Below are 15600 nucleotides of genomic sequence, written 5' to 3' on the forward strand. Positions count from 1 at the left end.
CAGAATAAAAAAGCCCCGCAGCTTGCTGCGGGGCTTTTGTTTGTCCCATTACCGATATCAAGTGCGTGACCAAACCACTGGAAACCAGTCTTCGCGCATGCGATCGCCAGCCTTCAGGTCAATGCCCGGAAACGGCGGCGAAGTGCGCCCCGGTCGCTGCACGTAGCGCACATCATCACCCAAAAAGCGTGTCGAGAAGGCCCGCCGGCGGTTGCTCCCGGTGTTGCCAGCAGCGCCATGCACGGTGCGAAAATCGAAAACCACGGCATCGCCCGGCTCAAGTTCGGGGGAGAGAATGTGGTACTCACCGTTTTCCACATCCGGCATGTCCATGAACACGCTTTCGCCGGACTCAGAATCGGTTGCGCCATAGAAATCCTTGTTGTTGGCCCAGCTTTTGGGGCGCACAGGTTTAGGCCAGCGATGGGAACCCAACACCACGCTCAACGTGTTGTGACAGGTCACCGGGTCAAGGGGAATCCAGTAGCTGGCCGTTTGCTGTCCGTCCACGCAGTAGTACGGCAGGTCCTGGTGCCAGGGCGTTGGCTTGGACGTTCCGGGTTCTTTGACCAGAATATGGTCATGGAATACCTGCACGTGCTGGGACTGCATCAAGCTCCCGGCAATACCCGCCGCCGGTGAATTGAGCACAAAGTCTGTGAACGTGGGAATACGCTGCCAGTTGCAGTAGTCCTCGAAGAAGCGCCCGCCCTCGCCACTGCCAACGTTCTCGATGGCAAAAGCGCTGGGGGCCGCCAGGTTCTGTTCGAAGCCTTCACGCAAGCGCTCGATCCAGTCACGAAATACGCCACGTAAGACGATGGCACCGTCACGTTGGAATTGTTCGATATCGGCTTTCATCGGGGCAGTCCTCTCTTGTTGTAATGCCCAAAAGTATTGGACGCCAGCCCGCTGCCGGTAAACGACACTTTGCCTATTCGCCACTATCAGCATTCTGTATGACCCGGCTTATTGTCAGGCCCGTCAATTGGCCGGTTAATAGCCCTGCCTGTCTCCTTCGGCGCTTTGCCACTGAACAATAAGAACAATGAGGAGTTACCTGGGATGAACGACAACAACACCGCCTTGCGGCGAGGTCTGAGCACCCGCCATATCCGTTTCATGGCCCTCGGTTCAGCCATTGGAACCGGGCTGTTCTATGGCTCGGCCTCGGCTATCAAACTGGCCGGACCCTCTGTGCTACTGGCCTACCTGATTGGCGGCGCGGCCATCTACATGATGATGCGCGCGCTGGGCGAGATGGCCGTGCGCAACCCTGTCTCCGGCTCTTTTGGCCTGTACGCCAGCCAGTACCTTGGGCGCTTCCCGGGCTTCCTGACCGGTTGGAGCTATGCGTTCTCCATGCTGGTGGTGTGCCTGGCGGACGTCACCGCCTTCGGTGTCTACATGAGTTTCTGGTTTCCGCAGACACCGCGCTGGATCTGGGTGCTGGGCATCGTGTTCTTCATCGGCGCCTTGAACCTGTGCAGCGTCAAAGTGTTCGGCGAGCTGGAGTTCTGGCTGTCACTGCTCAAGGTCACGGCGATTGTGTCGATGATCCTGGCCGGTGCGGCGGTGCTAATGTTCGGCATCCAACTGGGCGGCTCCGCCGAGCAGGTGGCAAACATCAGTAACCTGTGGAGCCACGGCGGCTTCTTCCCCAACGGCGTCAGCGGCATGATCGCCTCTTTCACCGTGGTGATGTTCGCCTTCGGCGGGGTCGAAATGATCGGCATCACCGCCGGTGAAGCCCGGGATCCGCAGCGGGTCATTCCCAAAGCCATCAACTCGGTGCCGTTGCGTATCCTGCTGTTCTACGTGTTCACCCTGTTCATCCTCATGTCGATCTACCCCTGGACCCGCATCGGCAGCGAAGGTAGCCCCTTCGTACAGATCTTCAGTGGCCTGGGCATCGGCTCGGCCGCCACCCTGCTGAACATTGTGGTGATCTCTGCTGCGGTGTCGGCGATCAACAGCGATATTTTCGCCGCCGGGCGCATGATGTACGGCATGGCCCAGAACGGTCAGGCGCCGACAGGCTTCTCGCGCCTGTCACGCTTTGGCGTGCCGTGGATGACCGTAATGGTCATGGGTGCAGCGCTGTTGTTCGGGGTGTTGCTCAACTACCTGGCGCCAGAGAACCTGTTCCTGATCTTGGCCGCAGTGGTAACTTTTTCAATCGTTTGGGTGTGGCTGATGATCCTGCTGTCACAGATGGTGATGCGCCGCAGCATGAGCAGCGAAGAGGTCGCCAAACTGCACTTCCCGGTCCCCCTGTGGCCAGTAGGCCCAGCCTGCGCGGCGGCGTTCATGCTATTCATCTTTGGGGTCCTGGCCTGGTTCCCGGACACCCGCATGGCCCTGTATGTTGGCATCGGCTGGCTGGCGTTGCTGTCGCTGGGCTATTGGCTGTTTGTGGCGCGCCAATCCAAGCCACTGGTGGTGGCAACCGGGTCGGCCAACAGCTGAGTTAAGCGGGAAACTGCTGGGCTGCCCAGTCCAGGAACGCCTGCGCTGCCGCTGAGGGGCGCATGGCACTGGACTGGGCCAACACCACCGGCTGCGGGCTCACCGCCTCAAGCAAGGGGCGGCAGGCCAAGGGCTTGCCGTCATAACTGCAATCACTCACTGGCCGCGTGCAAGACAGCGCCACGCCATAACCATGGGCCACCAGCCCGCGCTGCATCTCGAACGTTTGCGTCAATTGCAGCGCCGCAGGTTGCAGGTCGTGTGCCCAGAATAACGACAGAAAGTACTCCCGGGTTCTGGAAATGTCTTCCAGGATCAAGCATTCGGCGGCCAGATCGACCAGCGATACCTTGTCCTGTAATGCCAAAGGATGATCAGCCGGCAACAGTGCGTAGGGCGCCAGTTGTGCCAGCACATGCTTCACGATGGGCGAGTCGAGCCCCACATCGTATGTGAGCGCAAGCTCTGCCTTGCCATCAGCCAACCTGCGATTGACCTCGGCCAGATCGGCCTCGAACAAGGTGATACTGACCTCGGGATAACGCTGGCGAAACCCGCTCAACAGCCTTGGCGCGTAGTAGGGCCCCAGATCCTGAAAACAGATCAGGCTCAACGCCCCGCGCAACCCGGCTTGTTGCTCACCGGGCCCGGTAATGGCCGTTGCCATGTCAAGAATACCGCGCGCCCGTTCCAGCAGCTTGCGTCCGCCCGGGGTCAGCTCCAAGCCGCGACTGACCTGGCGATGAAAGAGCTTTTCACCCAGGATCGACTCCAACTGCGACAGGGCCAGGGAGACTGAAGGCTGGGAGATATGCTTGGCCCGCGCGGCGGCACTGACACTGCCCTGCTCGGCAGCAGCGACGAAATACTCCAGCTGGCGGAAGGTGAATCCGATCATCGCGAGGCCCTGACTGATGGTTGGAACGTCGGACCATTATGACCTGTTGCCTCGCGATGAGCCTGGCTATTACCGGTCTTTCACCACTTCAAGTGGCTGACCGCCGCCATCGGCAGCCCCCCAGATTCCAGCGTCGATCTTGCCCGACAGCTCCGGATAATCCTTGGCGTTGAATTCCGGCGTGCCCACCGCCCGCTGCGCGAAGTAGTCGCGGGTCAGTTTGATCACCACACCCGACAACAGGCAAATCGCGATCAGGTTAATGGTTGCCATCAATCCCATTGCCGCATCGGCGGCATCGAACACCGTGCCAACACTTTCGTAAGCGCCCCAGACCACCATCAACAGGGCCGCGATACGCAGCACGGTCAGCCCCAGGCGGCTGTTCAGCTTCAGGTAGACCATGGCGTTTTCGGCATAGGTGTAGTTGCCGATGATGGAGGTAAAGGCAAAGAAGAAAATCGCCACGGCAATGAAGTACTGCCCGGCCGAACCAATGTGCACGTTCATGGCGGCTTGAGTCAGCGGCGTGCCGGTCATTTCAGGCCCAGGAATCACACCCGACAGCAGGATCATGATCGCTGTGGCACTGCAGATCAGCAGAGTATCGATAAAGACCCCCAGTGCCTGCACAAAACCTTGCGAGGACGGATGGTGAGGGTTGGGAGTGGCCACAGCCGCAATGTTCGGTGCCGAGCCCATACCGGCCTCGTTGGAGAACAAACCACGCTTGACGCCGTTGAGCATGGCTCCGGCCACACCGCCGACCGCTGACTCCAGGCCGAAGGCACTCTTGATGATCAGCATCAACACACCTGGCACTTCACCCAGGTTGGTCACGATCACATAGATCGCCACCAACAGATAGGCGCCAGCCATGAACGGCACGACAAGCTCGGCAAAGCGAGCAATTTTCTTGATGCCGCCAAAAATCACCAGCCCAGCCAACACTGCCACCACCACGCCGGTGGTCAGCTTGGGCACACCAAAGGCGCCTTGGGTGGCATCGGCAATGGAGTTGGCCTGGACCGCACCAAACACCAGGCCAAAGGCAATGATCAGGCACACCGAGAAAATGGCCGCCGCCCAGGGTGCATTCAACCCCCTGGCGATATAGAACGCCGGGCCGCCGCGATACTCACCTTGGTCATTGCGGACCTTGTACAACTGCGCCAGGGTGCTTTCGGCATAGGCCGTTGCCATGCCCAGCGAGGCCACCACCCACATCCAGAACACCGCACCCGGCCCACCCAGGGTAATGGCCACGGCGACGCCAGCGAGGTTGCCGGTACCTACCCGCGAGGCAAGGCTGGTGCACAACGCCTGGAACGGTGTAATCCCGCACGCGTCGTTGGCAGGTGCACGCAGCACCGAGCGGAAGAACTCGGGCAAATGGCGAAACTGAATAAAGCCCAAGCGGACAGTGAAGTAGATACCTGCGGCCAGCAGGCCATAGATCAGGACATACTCCCAGAGGTAGGTATTGAGTGTGTTGATCACGGCTGTCATCGTATGTTCCCAAATAAAGCGCAGGGCCGCGAAGGGCCCTACTCAGTCTGTAAAGCAAGCGGCGTCAGAGGACGATCCGTGCCTTCTTCAATATGAATGGCCTGAAACGGTGGGAGACGCCCACGGTTCCAACATAGCGCTTAGGTATCACCGTATTGGTGATGAATGACGTCGAGGATCGGGATTCGCTTCGACCCACGCGCACGAGCCAGGAGCCTGGCCCTTGCGTTGAAGGCTGGCATATTAACAGATCTGACCGTGACCTTGCCGCTGGGTGACGCTAGCCCAGAACACAGACACCCTAACGAATGCGGCATAAGTGGAACTGCCTATCCGCACCCAGCGGCCCTGAGGCGGGTTACGGCAAGGTTAGGGTAATCACATAGGTGCCAGTGGTGACTGGCGTACCGACGTTATCGACCAGCACATACTGCCGATCGTAGTAGCGGCCCGGGTGCCCACTGCCAGCAACCCGCTTGACCTGAACCGATGTATTATCCAAGGCCCTGACCGCAGCCTGCGAATTGATCGGGCGCACTTCAATGCCTGGCTCGCGCGCCGATGCCGAACACCCCTGCATTCGCCAACCGTTCAGCTGGGAGGATGTCGTGCACGGCGACTCGACGATACTGCCGGTAAATCTGATCGTCCCCTGAGCCATCGGCGTCGACGCCTGACACACGGCGCAGAAGCTCAAGAGCAAGGCCACACTAGCTATAGGTAACGTCGTCTTCATGCTGACACTCCTCTAGAAAAAAAGCCTCTGCTATAAGTGTCGGCAAGCTCGGGTGAATTTCCAGGAGGGTCTGCTGGCAAAAGCGGCGCAATGCCAAGTGCATCGCAAATTGGAGCAACGACTTAGCGTAGGTAGAACGGCTGGATGTGGTGTGTGGCCTTTTTCTGATGGTGAAAAGTCTTGGGCGCCGACGTTGCGGAGCTGGCCACAGAGCGGGAACAGCTTAAAATAACGCCCCCTATCGATGAAGCCTGGACAATGGGCAGCAACACCCTGTTCTAAGAATCGCCTGATATCCATCGGCATGCTGCAGGCTTAACGTAAGGCGCTTACCGGCCGACACGTATAGCCCTCCTGATGAAGTGTTTAAAACCACAGCACCCGCTACTCACCGTTCTCGCCTCAGCATTGCTCGCCTGTACGTCAGAGGCCATGGCCGGGAGTTGCTTTGACATCGAATCCACCACCCAAACCCTCAACTTCGGCGCCAGTCTGGCAAACGCAAGCCTGACAATCCCCGCCGATACGCCCAATGGCACGGTGGTCTACCAAGACACCCTGCAAGGGACTTCGCATCATTGGCTGTGCAGGGAAAACGCGCGGTACGGCATATTTTTGGATCCAAAATTTGGCACACCGGCCCAGCTGGCAACCACCCTCCCTCTAGGCAAAACAGGGCTCTCGTTCCGCCTCTGGATTGCTTCGATGAGTCGCTATGAATTCGCTGCGGGAAGTGTCCCTGCGAACCCCAGCTATCACATCGGCGCAGGTGATTACCGGTTGGAAATCGTCAAGACGGGTGAGCTGGCCTCACAAGTCAAGGTCGATGCGGGCTACCTGGGGAGCCTGCAAAGCGATGATCTGATTCTGAAAAAACTCAACCTGACCAACCCCATCGTATTAAATGCGGCCTCCTGCCAAACCCCTTCTGTGCCAGTCGCCATGGGTGACGACTACCAACTCCACGAATTTCGCGACGCTGACGCCAAGCCGCGAACGGTGCGTTTTGACATTGCCTTGAACCAATGCCAGACCGGCATCAACAAAGTGACCTATTCGCTCAAAGCCACCACCCCTGTCATCGACCGCGCGAAGGGCATTGTGGCGCTCAACTCAGGGTCCTCCGCCATCCGTGAAACGCTGCTGGAAAGCTTGAGCTTGTCGACCACGCACCAGACCGCATTGAGCGCGCCACTGTCCGAGGACGAGATTCATTTATTGCTGGGTAAAACGCCGGGCAAGCAGTGGAGCATCTGGCTGACCGAGCGCATGCGCGACTTCCTTAAAGCGAAGAAGTTGAACTTGCTCTATGTCAGCAGCGGTGTGGATGCACAGGTCTGGCGCCTGTACAACACCGCACCAGTGGTTGGCGATTTCCCCAAGGCTATGCTGAACCGCCTGGAAAGCCTCAAACGCAACAACACCAGCAACCTGCAAGAAATTTGCTTGACCCATGCCTCGGACGGGCCCTCGCAGTTGTACATCCATAGCTAGGTTCTGCATGAAAAGAGCTGTCGCAGACACCGCATGGAACACGCCAGCGAAGCCATGGCGGCATAGCTTTTCGCGAGCTTGTCGAAGCGCATCACCATCCGACGGTTCTCCTTCTGCCAGCCGAACATGCGCTCGATGATGTTGCGCTGCCGGTATTTGGAGTGATCAAACAGCCTCGGTAAACCTGGCTTAGGTTTGCGCCTCATCGAACGCAGCGGGATGACGGGTTGCATTCGACACTGGTCGCAATAACGGCGTAACGCCTTGGCGTCATAGCCCTTGTCGGCGAGCAACCATTTGCAGCAGTGCGTAGCTGATGTCACTGGCTTGACCGCCAGAGAGGAGGAAACGCTACGGTGTCCCGTTAGCGTCGCAGAGCCTGTGGATTTATGCCGTCGAGCTAAGCGGTCGCTTAGGTAGAGGCGGCGATTGGGTTTCTCGGGATTTCGTACAGAGCTTAAATAGACTGATCAGCAGCGTAGCTGCTTCCAATTATTTGCAAAAATACAACAGCACATTGAATTATTAACAGCATCAAACTGAAGCAGGTATTTGGGGCTATTACCAACACAAAAAAGCAGCTTGCTAAATAGCGAAGCTGCTTTGTGAACTACTCGCTTATCTCGCTAGTACTACGTTCCCTATCACCGAAAAACGTAGCACGCTCGATTAACGAATACTGCGGATGTTACCTTTGCTGCCCTTAACGGTGACAGAAACCTTCTTGAAGACAAAGTAGTTTTCTTCACTGATTTCATAGCGTGGCGCTACGATCAAGTCAGCGTTAGAAGCCTTGACAGCCTTGTAAGCGGCAGCCGATTTGACCGCGCTGATCGGGTCCAGCATGCCCAGGGCACCGCCACTTTCACCGCCATAGCTCACGCCATCGGCAAACTCGGTGTCACCGCCGAACTTGAACACACCGAACAAGATGTTGACCGAGGACTGACCGGAGATCGCTTCGCCTACTGCAACATCAGCCTTCAGATCAGCCTTAACTTGGCTGTCGATAGGAGAGGACGGTTGGCTGATGTTATAGCTGGTGCAACCGCTGGCTGCAGCAATGAGCGTCGACAGGGCGAGCAACTTGAAAACCTTGTTCACAAACCTTTCCTTATGCATTGTCAGAGAGAGGCACTTATGCAAATGCCCTTTCCCACATTTTTTGTGGGCCTTTAACAATAACAACGCTCATTCTGACAAAAAATAGGAAAGTTCTGAAACTTGCGGTAGAAAATTCTGAAGCCTGCCATAGAAAATTCTGAAGCTTGCCGTAAAAGGATTTTAAAATTAATTGAAGAACCTGCGCAGGGTTTCATGCACAACAACTAAAACGGCCAGAAAACAAAAAACCCCTGAAGCCAGGGCTTCAGGGGTTTTTTGATGTATGGCGGAGAGATAGGGATTTGAACCCGCCCTGATCGCCCCGCAGACCGCCACAGGCCAGCAAACGCGGCTATTCTTGATTGGCGCATGGCCCGCTTGGGCCCGTTGCGGCCTGGTACTTGCCCTAAATGTGCCCTAAATATCTGCTCCCTCTCGAAGCCTTCAGGACATCACACATGGACGAGAATGCGACCATTACTGCCGATACATTGGAACTGCTGATGATGAACCAAACCGCCATCAGAGCGGCGATGGAAGAGGTATCGCTCTGGGTCAGTCAGCGTGGCTCGACTCAAATCCACGATAACGTGATGGTGGCCCTCACAACGCTGGACACGCATAGCGAAGCGATCTGCCGTGGGATAGAACGCTTGCGGTCTTAAATCTGCCGGAGCTGCTCGGCATGCGGAAGCGCCCTCAGTCTTACCGAGCGCCTCGAACCAAAATTTGGCAGCGGAAATGATCCGAGCAATGATGGATAGGGGGACTCATGGCACAGCCCTCGATTCAAAAGGGGTTTAACCAAAACTATATGTTCGCGTACCATTTATTTACCATTCAGTCTTCCTTAAAGGCTTCAACGGACAAATTTTTATCGCCCGCTCCGACTAAATCTTCTCAACATCGCTTACCCTAGAAAACACCAGCCCCACACCTCAAGAAACTTATTTAATTCCTTTTAGTATAGAGATAATTATTGCGGAAAGCACTTCGACGGCCTCGTGAGCGCCAAACCCTTCAGCCATCAAGGTCCTAGCAACTTCTTCGATTGCTCCGTAAATCGCGATTACATTTAAACGATTTTTTACTTCTGACCCAGATAGAAAACTCCCAAAAACCTCTAAATATGCCTCAACAAAGAAATCTCGTATACGAAACCGAATATCTTGATGATCTGGATATGCCAGCAGTGCAGACACAACCGATTCGTACTGGGGGCCGCAAAGACTGACGCACGCCATGTACGAATCAGCCACCGCATAAGCTGCACATTCCAGAGTTCGTTTGCCAGAAACCATAGTAGCTTGTGTTGCGACGATGACCTGCTCGTCGTAACGCCTGTAGAGCTGTACAAGCAGTCCCTCTCGCGATGAAAAGTGGTCGTAGGTCAATGCCTTTGTTACCCCCGCTTTTTCCGCAAGAGTAATCAGCGTCAATGCGTCTGTACCTTCTGTCCTGACAATTTCTTCAGCGGTTGATAGAAGTTGTTCTCGCCTGTCATCTTTCGATAAACGCTTAGCCATACCCTCCCCTTTTTTAATCCCGAACGGCCATGAAATGTTCAGACATTATTGTAATGTCCATAAGCATCCAAACTCATATACAGCAAAATTTCGCTATACCCTGGGTACGGATGAATAACTTCCTGTAGCTTCTGGAAAGGGATGCGCTGTTGCTTCATGACCTGCAGTTCGCCCAGCAGTTCACAGGCACGCTCGCCCAGAATACTGGCGCCCAAAATCTCCCCCTTTGCATCGCATATAACCTTAGCCATCCCAACGGTTTTCTGGTCAACTACTGCGCGATCAAGCTCCGAATACTGTGTGACGAATACCGTTATGTTATCTCCATACATGAGTCGCGCGTCCGCCTCCATTAAGCCGCAATGCGCCAATTCAGGCTCGGTAAACGTACACCAAGCCACCCCACCAAGATCAATAGGTTTTTTTTTGCCGCTTCCAAAGAGGTTACGGATCAGGCCGCGTGCTTGGTAGCCAGCTGTATGCGAAAAAAGATATGGGCCGACCACATCACCAACTGCGTAAGTCCGTTGCGCCGTTGTTTCGCAGAATTCATTGACCTTGATTCCCTTGCCATCGTAATCAACACCTATCACATTCAAATTGATCGTAGCAGTGTTAGGTTTTCTGCCCAAAGCGAGCAGGAGAGCCTCTCCGCGAATTTCATCCGTTTGCTCCCCATGCGTCACAGTCAATATGACTTCAGACCCATGCTGCTGAACGTGCTCTACCGCACAATTTGTATAGACTTCTACGCCTTCCTCTGTTAGCAACTGCTGCACCGCCGCAGCAAACTCGTGCTCCTCGCGAGGGAGTACTGATGCGGCGCGATCCACAAGCTTGACCTTGACGCCTAGGCGCTGCATTGCTTGGGATAGCTCGACCCCGATCGCACCGGCTCCTAGGATAATCAAACTTTTCGGCAGCGATTCAAGCTGAAAGACGTTCTCATTAGTGAGATACGAAACAGTATCTAGACCACATATATCGGGCACGATAGGGGATGAACCTGTGGCGATCACAATGTGCTCAGCATGCACAGTCTGCCCATCTACATCTAGCGTGTGAAGACCGGTGAATTGTGCAGTCCCACACAAGTATTCGATACCGGCACTTTCCAGCAACGGAACGGTTTCCGCTTGATGGGCTTGTTCGATGAGCGCTCTTACCTTGCCCATGATTGCAGCGCTATCCACGCTGACGTGACCGAACCGCTGTGCCACCTTCACATCTTTAGCAATCTGGATGAGCGCCTTGCTGGGTATGCACCCAGCCCATGTGCACTCTCCGCCAGGATTGTGCTTTTCAATGAGGATGACACGCTTGCCTACGGCGGCAGCGCTCAGGGCCGCGTTCAGCCCACCGGCTCCGGCACCGATGATCGCCAAATCGTACTTTTGCATTGTTATTTCCTTCTGTAGAGCGAGTGTGGAGGTTGTTCTTGCCTTGTCGAGGACGAGCATGAAGAAGGAGCTTCGCAAAGTTACCTTTAGTAAGTTACCAATGGTAGGTTACCTTCCGAAAGTTCTGCAAGCAACAAAAACCTTTCGCTTGTCTGTGGACTAGGAAAATTAGGTAACTGAGCGGCAGGAGAGCGACTCGATACCCGGAACATCTTGAATCGGGAATTAGATGCTCCGGCGCCTAGCCAGATGTGAGATACCAACATCACCCATGTCTGGGCCCAGGGGCCACGGAATTGCCTAGCTGTCATGCTGGATCTTTGTAGGCGCCGAGTGATGGGTTGGGCCTTGTTCGCCGCGCTTTGTGCACGGAGCAGGAGCCTCGGCTGGACTTGCAGGAAGGGTCTGCGGGTTCGGTGGGCCGAACGGATGTTGACGCATCCACTCGGCCCGCTCCTTTTCAACTCAGCGTGTGATTGCTCGCACGTAGGCCTGACAGGCCTTTAGGGCAATCAATCCTTGGTCGCCATGGTCGGTGATGCTGATAATTCGTCGAGCATGCGCTGGGTCAAGTTGGGCTCGTACGGCACCATGAACCACGCCGCCGCTGCCGGTGGTGGCTGGCAGCCCACTGCCACTACACGTGGCGGTACTGTCGAGTAGGACTGACAGCCGGAGATCAGCAGTAGCAAGGCGGTCACGCAAGCGGGCTTGAGTCTGTTGGGCATCGCGTAATTCCTGATAGTGGGTCTGATCATTCGCCTGCAGGCGATCCTCCAGCGCTCGGCGCTGGGTCTGCTCGCTCTCCTGCCAATCGATCACCGCCGTGGCGGCAAGCTCTCGCTCCGTCTGGTAGGCGCTGGACTGGTCGGCGAGTTCCTTTTGGTAGTGGTTGGCCTGCCATGCCCAGGCGCCTCGGGCGCCGACGTATACACCGAGCAGCAGTGCAACGACCGCCAACCGCCAGCCTTGAGCGCTCACTGCAGCACCTCAAGCGCTAGTTTATAAAGCGCCTCGCGATCCTCCAGGCCATTGGTACCGCCATTGATACGTTTGGTGATGGTGAGGAAGTCGCCCTTATCGGCCAGGGTGTTCAGACCGGCGCGATGCCAGAACCAACCCGCCGACATCGAGGCATACACCGGCTGCTCCAGCAGTTCAGGGGTGGCAAGCAATCGGCTGTCGCCGAACAAAGCCTCACTGCAGGCCTCATAGTTAGCCCGCCCGGTTACTTGAATCAGCCCCCGACCGCGATACTTTTGCCCGTCGCCATCAGCCTCGGGGGTGTTGCCCAGGCGCTGGGCAAGTTTGCCGGTGTCGTACTTGGCCAGGTAGGCATCCCCACCCAGCTCGCGGACATAACGGAACTGGCCGGACTCATGACCGATCTGGGCGATGAAAGCAGCCATGCGCAGACGGGTGGGCGTTGAAACGGCTTTTACCATCGAGCAGCGCCTGCAGGCCGGTACGGGTTCCGTCGGCCAAGACGCCGCCGATGATGGCCGAGGTTTGCTCGGCAGCGTCCTCAAGCTTGGCCACGCCGCAGGCAACAATCACCGCCTTACCCTCTACCAAGGCAAACCGCTGAAAGATCCGCTCTGCCGTCCAGCCACTCCCCCCGCCCCCCTCTGGAGCAGGAGCCCCGCCAGCATCAGCGGGCTCTGCCAGGGATGGGGTGTGGGGAAGGTCAACACATTGGTTTGGTACCACCAGTTGCGCCACAGCCTCAAGCTGCCCACGCACCACATCAAGACCTTGCTCGATGTGCAAATCATTCCAATCCCTGGACATCAAGCAGCCTCCCCAAAATTCGGAAACGCGGCAATACCGCCGACTTCGAGAGCGGCGGCTTCAGCCTTGGTGCGCCCCGGGTTACCAGGTGCGCTCGGGTCATCATCACCCGCTACCACGATCGGTACGCCCGGGTACGCGGCACGCATTGCGTTTGTCACCTTGACCAGGTTGCCCGAGTCGACTGCCATAGCCACCGGCCAACCAGTGGCCAGCCGAGAAAACTGCAACTCTTGATTACCCCTTCTACATGGATACGTAAAGAGCTGCTTTTCCCTGTATTTGGACTGAGCACCGAGGCAGTACGAAAATATCGAGACCGTGGTATCTGGCTGGAGGAAAAGCAATGGCGTGTCGATCCAGCCAACGTCATTGTTTACAACCGGGTTGAGATTGAAAGATGGATGGCGGGTCATCCATGACAGCGAAGCTGCCACCAGGTGTCGATGCGCTGCCCCCGGGCGTCGACATCAACGGCAACCAACTACGGGTCGCCTTCATGTACGAAGGCCAACGGCGGCGAGAGCCCCTGCGCAATGTCGCCAAGATAAACAAAGCGGCAATCGCATATGCGGATAACAAGCGCAGGACAATTCTTGCCGAAATCCGGGAGGGCCGCTTTGATTATGCGGCCCACTTCCCCGACTCAAGCTGGCTCAAGGCACGCATTGAAGAACAGGTACAACCTGAGAAACGCACAGTTGCAGAAGGCATAAAACGGTGGCTGGATGTTCAAAAAGTCAGACGTGCCAACAGCACATTCATTAACTATAAAAGCAAGTCAAAGCATGTAATAAAAAAATTTGGCGACCGTACCATATCAAGCATTTCAAAGAGCGACATTGAATTATTCCAAGCAGAACTACTGACTTCAGGGCTGAGCCCCAAAACGGTTAATGACATCTTCACTATCGTGCGCGGGGTATGGGCGGACGCATTCAGCGACGAGATCATAAAATCCGATCCTATGGCGCGTATCGAGAACATTCAGTCTGATGCCGACGTTGAGTTTGCCGATCCATTCACCCGCAGCGAAATAGATCGTGTTGCAGAGGCAGACCCTGAGCGCACGCCAGACAGTCGGATGATCGTCTTCAACTGCTGGGCCGGTCTGTCTCTGTCCGAGCTGATCGCGACGGCAGTCGAGGATGTCGACCTGGTGGCCGGCACCATCACCATCCGCCGAGCTCTGGTCACTGGAGAGTTCAAGGTACCTAAGGAGCGCGCACGAATCCGCACTGTAGAGCTGATTACACCGGCCCTAGAACTGATGACCGCCATCGTGGGCGAAGCGGCATTGACTGAGCCGACGCACATCACTGTCGTCCAGCGGGACAACATCACCAAGAAGCATGAGCGCGTGCGCTTCCTGTTCCGCAGCTCATCAAGCGGCCTGCTGTGGAACGGTAAGACCGTCAGCAACTGGTTCACCGCTCACCTTGAAAAAGCAGGCATCCGTCATCGGGGAGCAAACCAGGCACGCCACACATTCGCGAGTCAGGCACTGTCGAGCTATGTACCAATTGAGTGGGTAGCCCGCCAACTGGGACATAGCGACACAACAATGGTGCGCAAACACTATGGCAGGTGGGTCTCAAAAGACACCAAGAGTATGGCGGAGATTGTTTCAAAGATGATGGGATTCGGGGGAGGACTGAATCCCGAGTTAAAAGAGAACTAACACCGACCTGCCCGTAACATGCCCCAGAAACGACGAAGCCCCCGGACTCCGGGGGCTTCGGGCGCTACGCTGAATAAACCTCAGCGCTGCATAATACGACCGAGAGCACTTCTCAGTCGCTCCTTGTCAGCGGCAGTCGGCTGCATGTACTGAGCGTCGCAAGGCGCGCTTAGCGCTACGGCGCCCTGAGCAACCTGGTCCACGACGTTTTTCACGCGATCATCGTTGACCGCCGCTTCTCCGATCGACACTGGATTCTGCCCGCTTGTCAAGTACATTACCATTCCCCTCTCCATGAAGGCTACGTTCAGGCCTTTCAGGCCAACGTCTTGAGTAAGATTGCCCGTCTTTGTAGCCAGTTCAAAAAATTTTGTTTCGCCGCCGCTGTATGGGTCCATCAGCTTAGCTGTGTCCACCGACTTTACAGCGCAACTGTTACGAATCCAGCAACCTGCTGCGTGTCTCGCGCCCGAACCAGCAAAGCTAGCGACCATTGCGCCAGTTGCGTCGGGGTATTGGATATCCTGTCCGTATTCCAATATCACGCTGCCATCAGACTTGTCAACCATCAGCATTGCGATACCGGACAAGCCTGGATCATCCTTGATGCTGTCGTCGAAAAGGAACTCTTTCCAAGCTTGAATGACCTGAGAGTCGCCAGCAAAAAGGAAAACGGCGTGCTCGGTGTCAACAATCTTCTCAAAGCCGCTGTCATCGACGTAAAACACAGCATAGTCGGTATTGAAAGACCAGCGAGAATCCGTACCAGCCTTCAGCGCGCCCTTATCGTAGACATTCGTTGTCATCGGAGTTCCGTTTCCCGAAAAAATTCGCGAAATTCTACGTCATTCCATAACGATATCAAGCGCTATTTTCCACCCCAATCAGATGGTCTGAGGCGACCTAACGCGGCCTATTAGTCCGGTTAATTGCCCTAAAAACGCCCTAGCTCGAAACACCTGAACGACAAAGCCCCCGAGAACGTCAACGTT

16 protein-coding genes and 2 pseudogenes are annotated in these 15600 nt (G+C 56.0%); 5 read left to right on the forward strand and 13 right to left on the reverse strand.

What is annotated here, in order from left to right; genetic code table 11:
• Positions 1–57: 57 nt before the first annotated feature.
• Positions 58–861 carry a phytanoyl-CoA dioxygenase family protein gene (locus CX511_RS19765; protein WP_101292367.1) on the reverse strand — a complete coding sequence of 268 codons (804 nt, stop codon included), beginning with the start codon at positions 859–861 and terminating at the stop codon, positions 58–60.
• 204 nt (positions 862–1065) lie between these two features.
• Between CX511_RS19765 and CX511_RS19770 the strand changes: the two genes are divergently transcribed.
• Positions 1066–2469, forward strand: a complete 1404-nt coding sequence (locus CX511_RS19770; RefSeq protein WP_101292365.1) for an L-histidine transporter HutT — start codon at positions 1066–1068, stop codon at positions 2467–2469.
• Position 2470: 1 nt separating this feature from the next.
• On the opposite strand, the gene CX511_RS19775 is transcribed toward CX511_RS19770, so the two are convergent.
• The 3 genes from CX511_RS19775 to CX511_RS19785 all read right to left on the reverse strand — a co-directional run bounded on the left by CX511_RS19775 (position 2471) and on the right by CX511_RS19785 (position 5612).
• Positions 2471–3367 (reverse strand): LysR substrate-binding domain-containing protein, encoded by an 897-nt coding sequence (locus CX511_RS19775; protein ID WP_101292363.1) that lies wholly within the window; start codon positions 3365–3367, stop codon positions 2471–2473.
• A gap of 69 nt (positions 3368–3436) precedes the next feature.
• Positions 3437–4876, reverse strand: coding sequence for an alanine/glycine:cation symporter family protein (locus CX511_RS19780; protein WP_045187666.1), 1440 nt, complete (start codon positions 4874–4876; stop codon positions 3437–3439).
• Between the two features lie 358 nt (positions 4877–5234).
• Positions 5235–5612: a fimbrial protein gene (locus tag CX511_RS19785; RefSeq protein WP_101292361.1), complete on the reverse strand. Its 378-nt coding sequence runs from the start codon at positions 5610–5612 to the stop codon at positions 5235–5237.
• A 705-nt stretch (positions 5613–6317) separates the two neighbouring features.
• Here CX511_RS19785 and CX511_RS19790 point away from each other — a divergent pair.
• Positions 6318–7106: a hypothetical protein gene (locus CX511_RS19790; RefSeq protein WP_177409680.1), complete on the forward strand. Its 789-nt coding sequence runs from the start codon at positions 6318–6320 to the stop codon at positions 7104–7106.
• Here the strand turns inward: CX511_RS19790 and CX511_RS19795 are convergent.
• Both CX511_RS19795 and CX511_RS19800 read right to left on the reverse strand, forming a co-directional pair.
• A pseudogene (locus tag CX511_RS19795) lies at positions 7103–7493 on the reverse strand (transposase); the annotation flags it as partial. The gene CX511_RS19790 and the pseudogene CX511_RS19795 sit on opposite strands and share 4 nt — an antisense overlap.
• A 282-nt stretch (positions 7494–7775) precedes the next feature.
• Positions 7776–8210, reverse strand: a complete 435-nt coding sequence (locus tag CX511_RS19800) for a hypothetical protein (protein ID WP_101292359.1) — start codon at positions 8208–8210, stop codon at positions 7776–7778.
• A gap of 458 nt (positions 8211–8668) precedes the next feature.
• Here CX511_RS19800 and CX511_RS19805 point away from each other — a divergent pair, with 458 nt between their 5' ends.
• The gene (locus CX511_RS19805) at positions 8669–8875 is read left to right on the forward strand and encodes a hypothetical protein (protein ID WP_101292357.1); all 207 of its coding nucleotides are present in this window, start codon (positions 8669–8671) and stop codon (positions 8873–8875) included.
• Between the two features lie 282 nt (positions 8876–9157).
• On the opposite strand, the gene CX511_RS19810 is transcribed toward CX511_RS19805, so the two are convergent.
• The 6 genes and pseudogenes from CX511_RS19810 to CX511_RS19835 all read right to left on the reverse strand — a co-directional run bounded on the left by CX511_RS19810 (position 9158) and on the right by CX511_RS19835 (position 13076).
• Complete coding sequence (locus CX511_RS19810) at positions 9158–9736, reverse strand: TetR/AcrR family transcriptional regulator (protein WP_101292355.1); 579 nt, start codon at positions 9734–9736, stop codon at positions 9158–9160.
• 38 nt (positions 9737–9774) lie between these two features.
• Positions 9775–11136 carry a dihydrolipoyl dehydrogenase family protein gene (locus tag CX511_RS19815; RefSeq protein ID WP_158239995.1) on the reverse strand — a complete coding sequence of 454 codons (1362 nt, stop codon included), beginning with the start codon at positions 11134–11136 and terminating at the stop codon, positions 9775–9777.
• A 465-nt stretch (positions 11137–11601) separates the two neighbouring features.
• A complete protein-coding gene (locus tag CX511_RS19820; RefSeq protein ID WP_101292352.1) occupies positions 11602–12117 on the reverse strand; it encodes a lysis system i-spanin subunit Rz in 516 nt (171 codons plus the stop codon).
• Positions 12114–12581 (reverse strand): glycoside hydrolase family 19 protein, encoded by a 468-nt coding sequence (locus CX511_RS19825; protein WP_220639158.1) that lies wholly within the window; start codon positions 12579–12581, stop codon positions 12114–12116. The genes CX511_RS19820 and CX511_RS19825 overlap by 4 nt, the downstream gene beginning before the upstream one ends.
• Positions 12553–12702, reverse strand: a pseudogene (locus CX511_RS19830) (phage tail sheath family protein); the annotation flags it as partial. The gene CX511_RS19825 and the pseudogene CX511_RS19830, both read right to left, overlap by 29 nt.
• A 224-nt stretch (positions 12703–12926) precedes the next feature.
• On the reverse strand, positions 12927–13076 hold the full coding sequence (locus CX511_RS19835; RefSeq protein ID WP_158239989.1) for a hypothetical protein: 150 nt from the start codon (positions 13074–13076) through the stop codon (positions 12927–12929).
• An 84-nt stretch (positions 13077–13160) separates the two neighbouring features.
• Between CX511_RS19835 and xisR the strand changes: the two genes are divergently transcribed.
• Together xisR and CX511_RS19845 are read left to right on the forward strand one after the other, a co-directional pair.
• Positions 13161–13349: an excisionase family protein gene (gene xisR / locus CX511_RS25785; RefSeq protein ID WP_503636303.1), complete on the forward strand. Its 189-nt coding sequence runs from the start codon at positions 13161–13163 to the stop codon at positions 13347–13349.
• Positions 13346–14608 (forward strand): Arm DNA-binding domain-containing protein, encoded by a 1263-nt coding sequence (locus CX511_RS19845; protein ID WP_101291912.1) that lies wholly within the window; start codon positions 13346–13348, stop codon positions 14606–14608. The genes xisR and CX511_RS19845 overlap by 4 nt, the downstream gene beginning before the upstream one ends.
• A gap of 80 nt (positions 14609–14688) precedes the next feature.
• Here the strand turns inward: CX511_RS19845 and CX511_RS19850 are convergent, their stop codons facing one another.
• Complete coding sequence (locus tag CX511_RS19850; RefSeq protein WP_101291913.1) at positions 14689–15414, reverse strand: hypothetical protein; 726 nt, start codon at positions 15412–15414, stop codon at positions 14689–14691.
• Positions 15415–15600: the final 186 nt, after the last annotated feature.

The organism is Pseudomonas sp. S06B 330 (genome assembly GCF_002845275.2).
In the GTDB taxonomy this organism is placed as follows: Bacteria; Pseudomonadota; Gammaproteobacteria; order Pseudomonadales; family Pseudomonadaceae; genus Aquipseudomonas.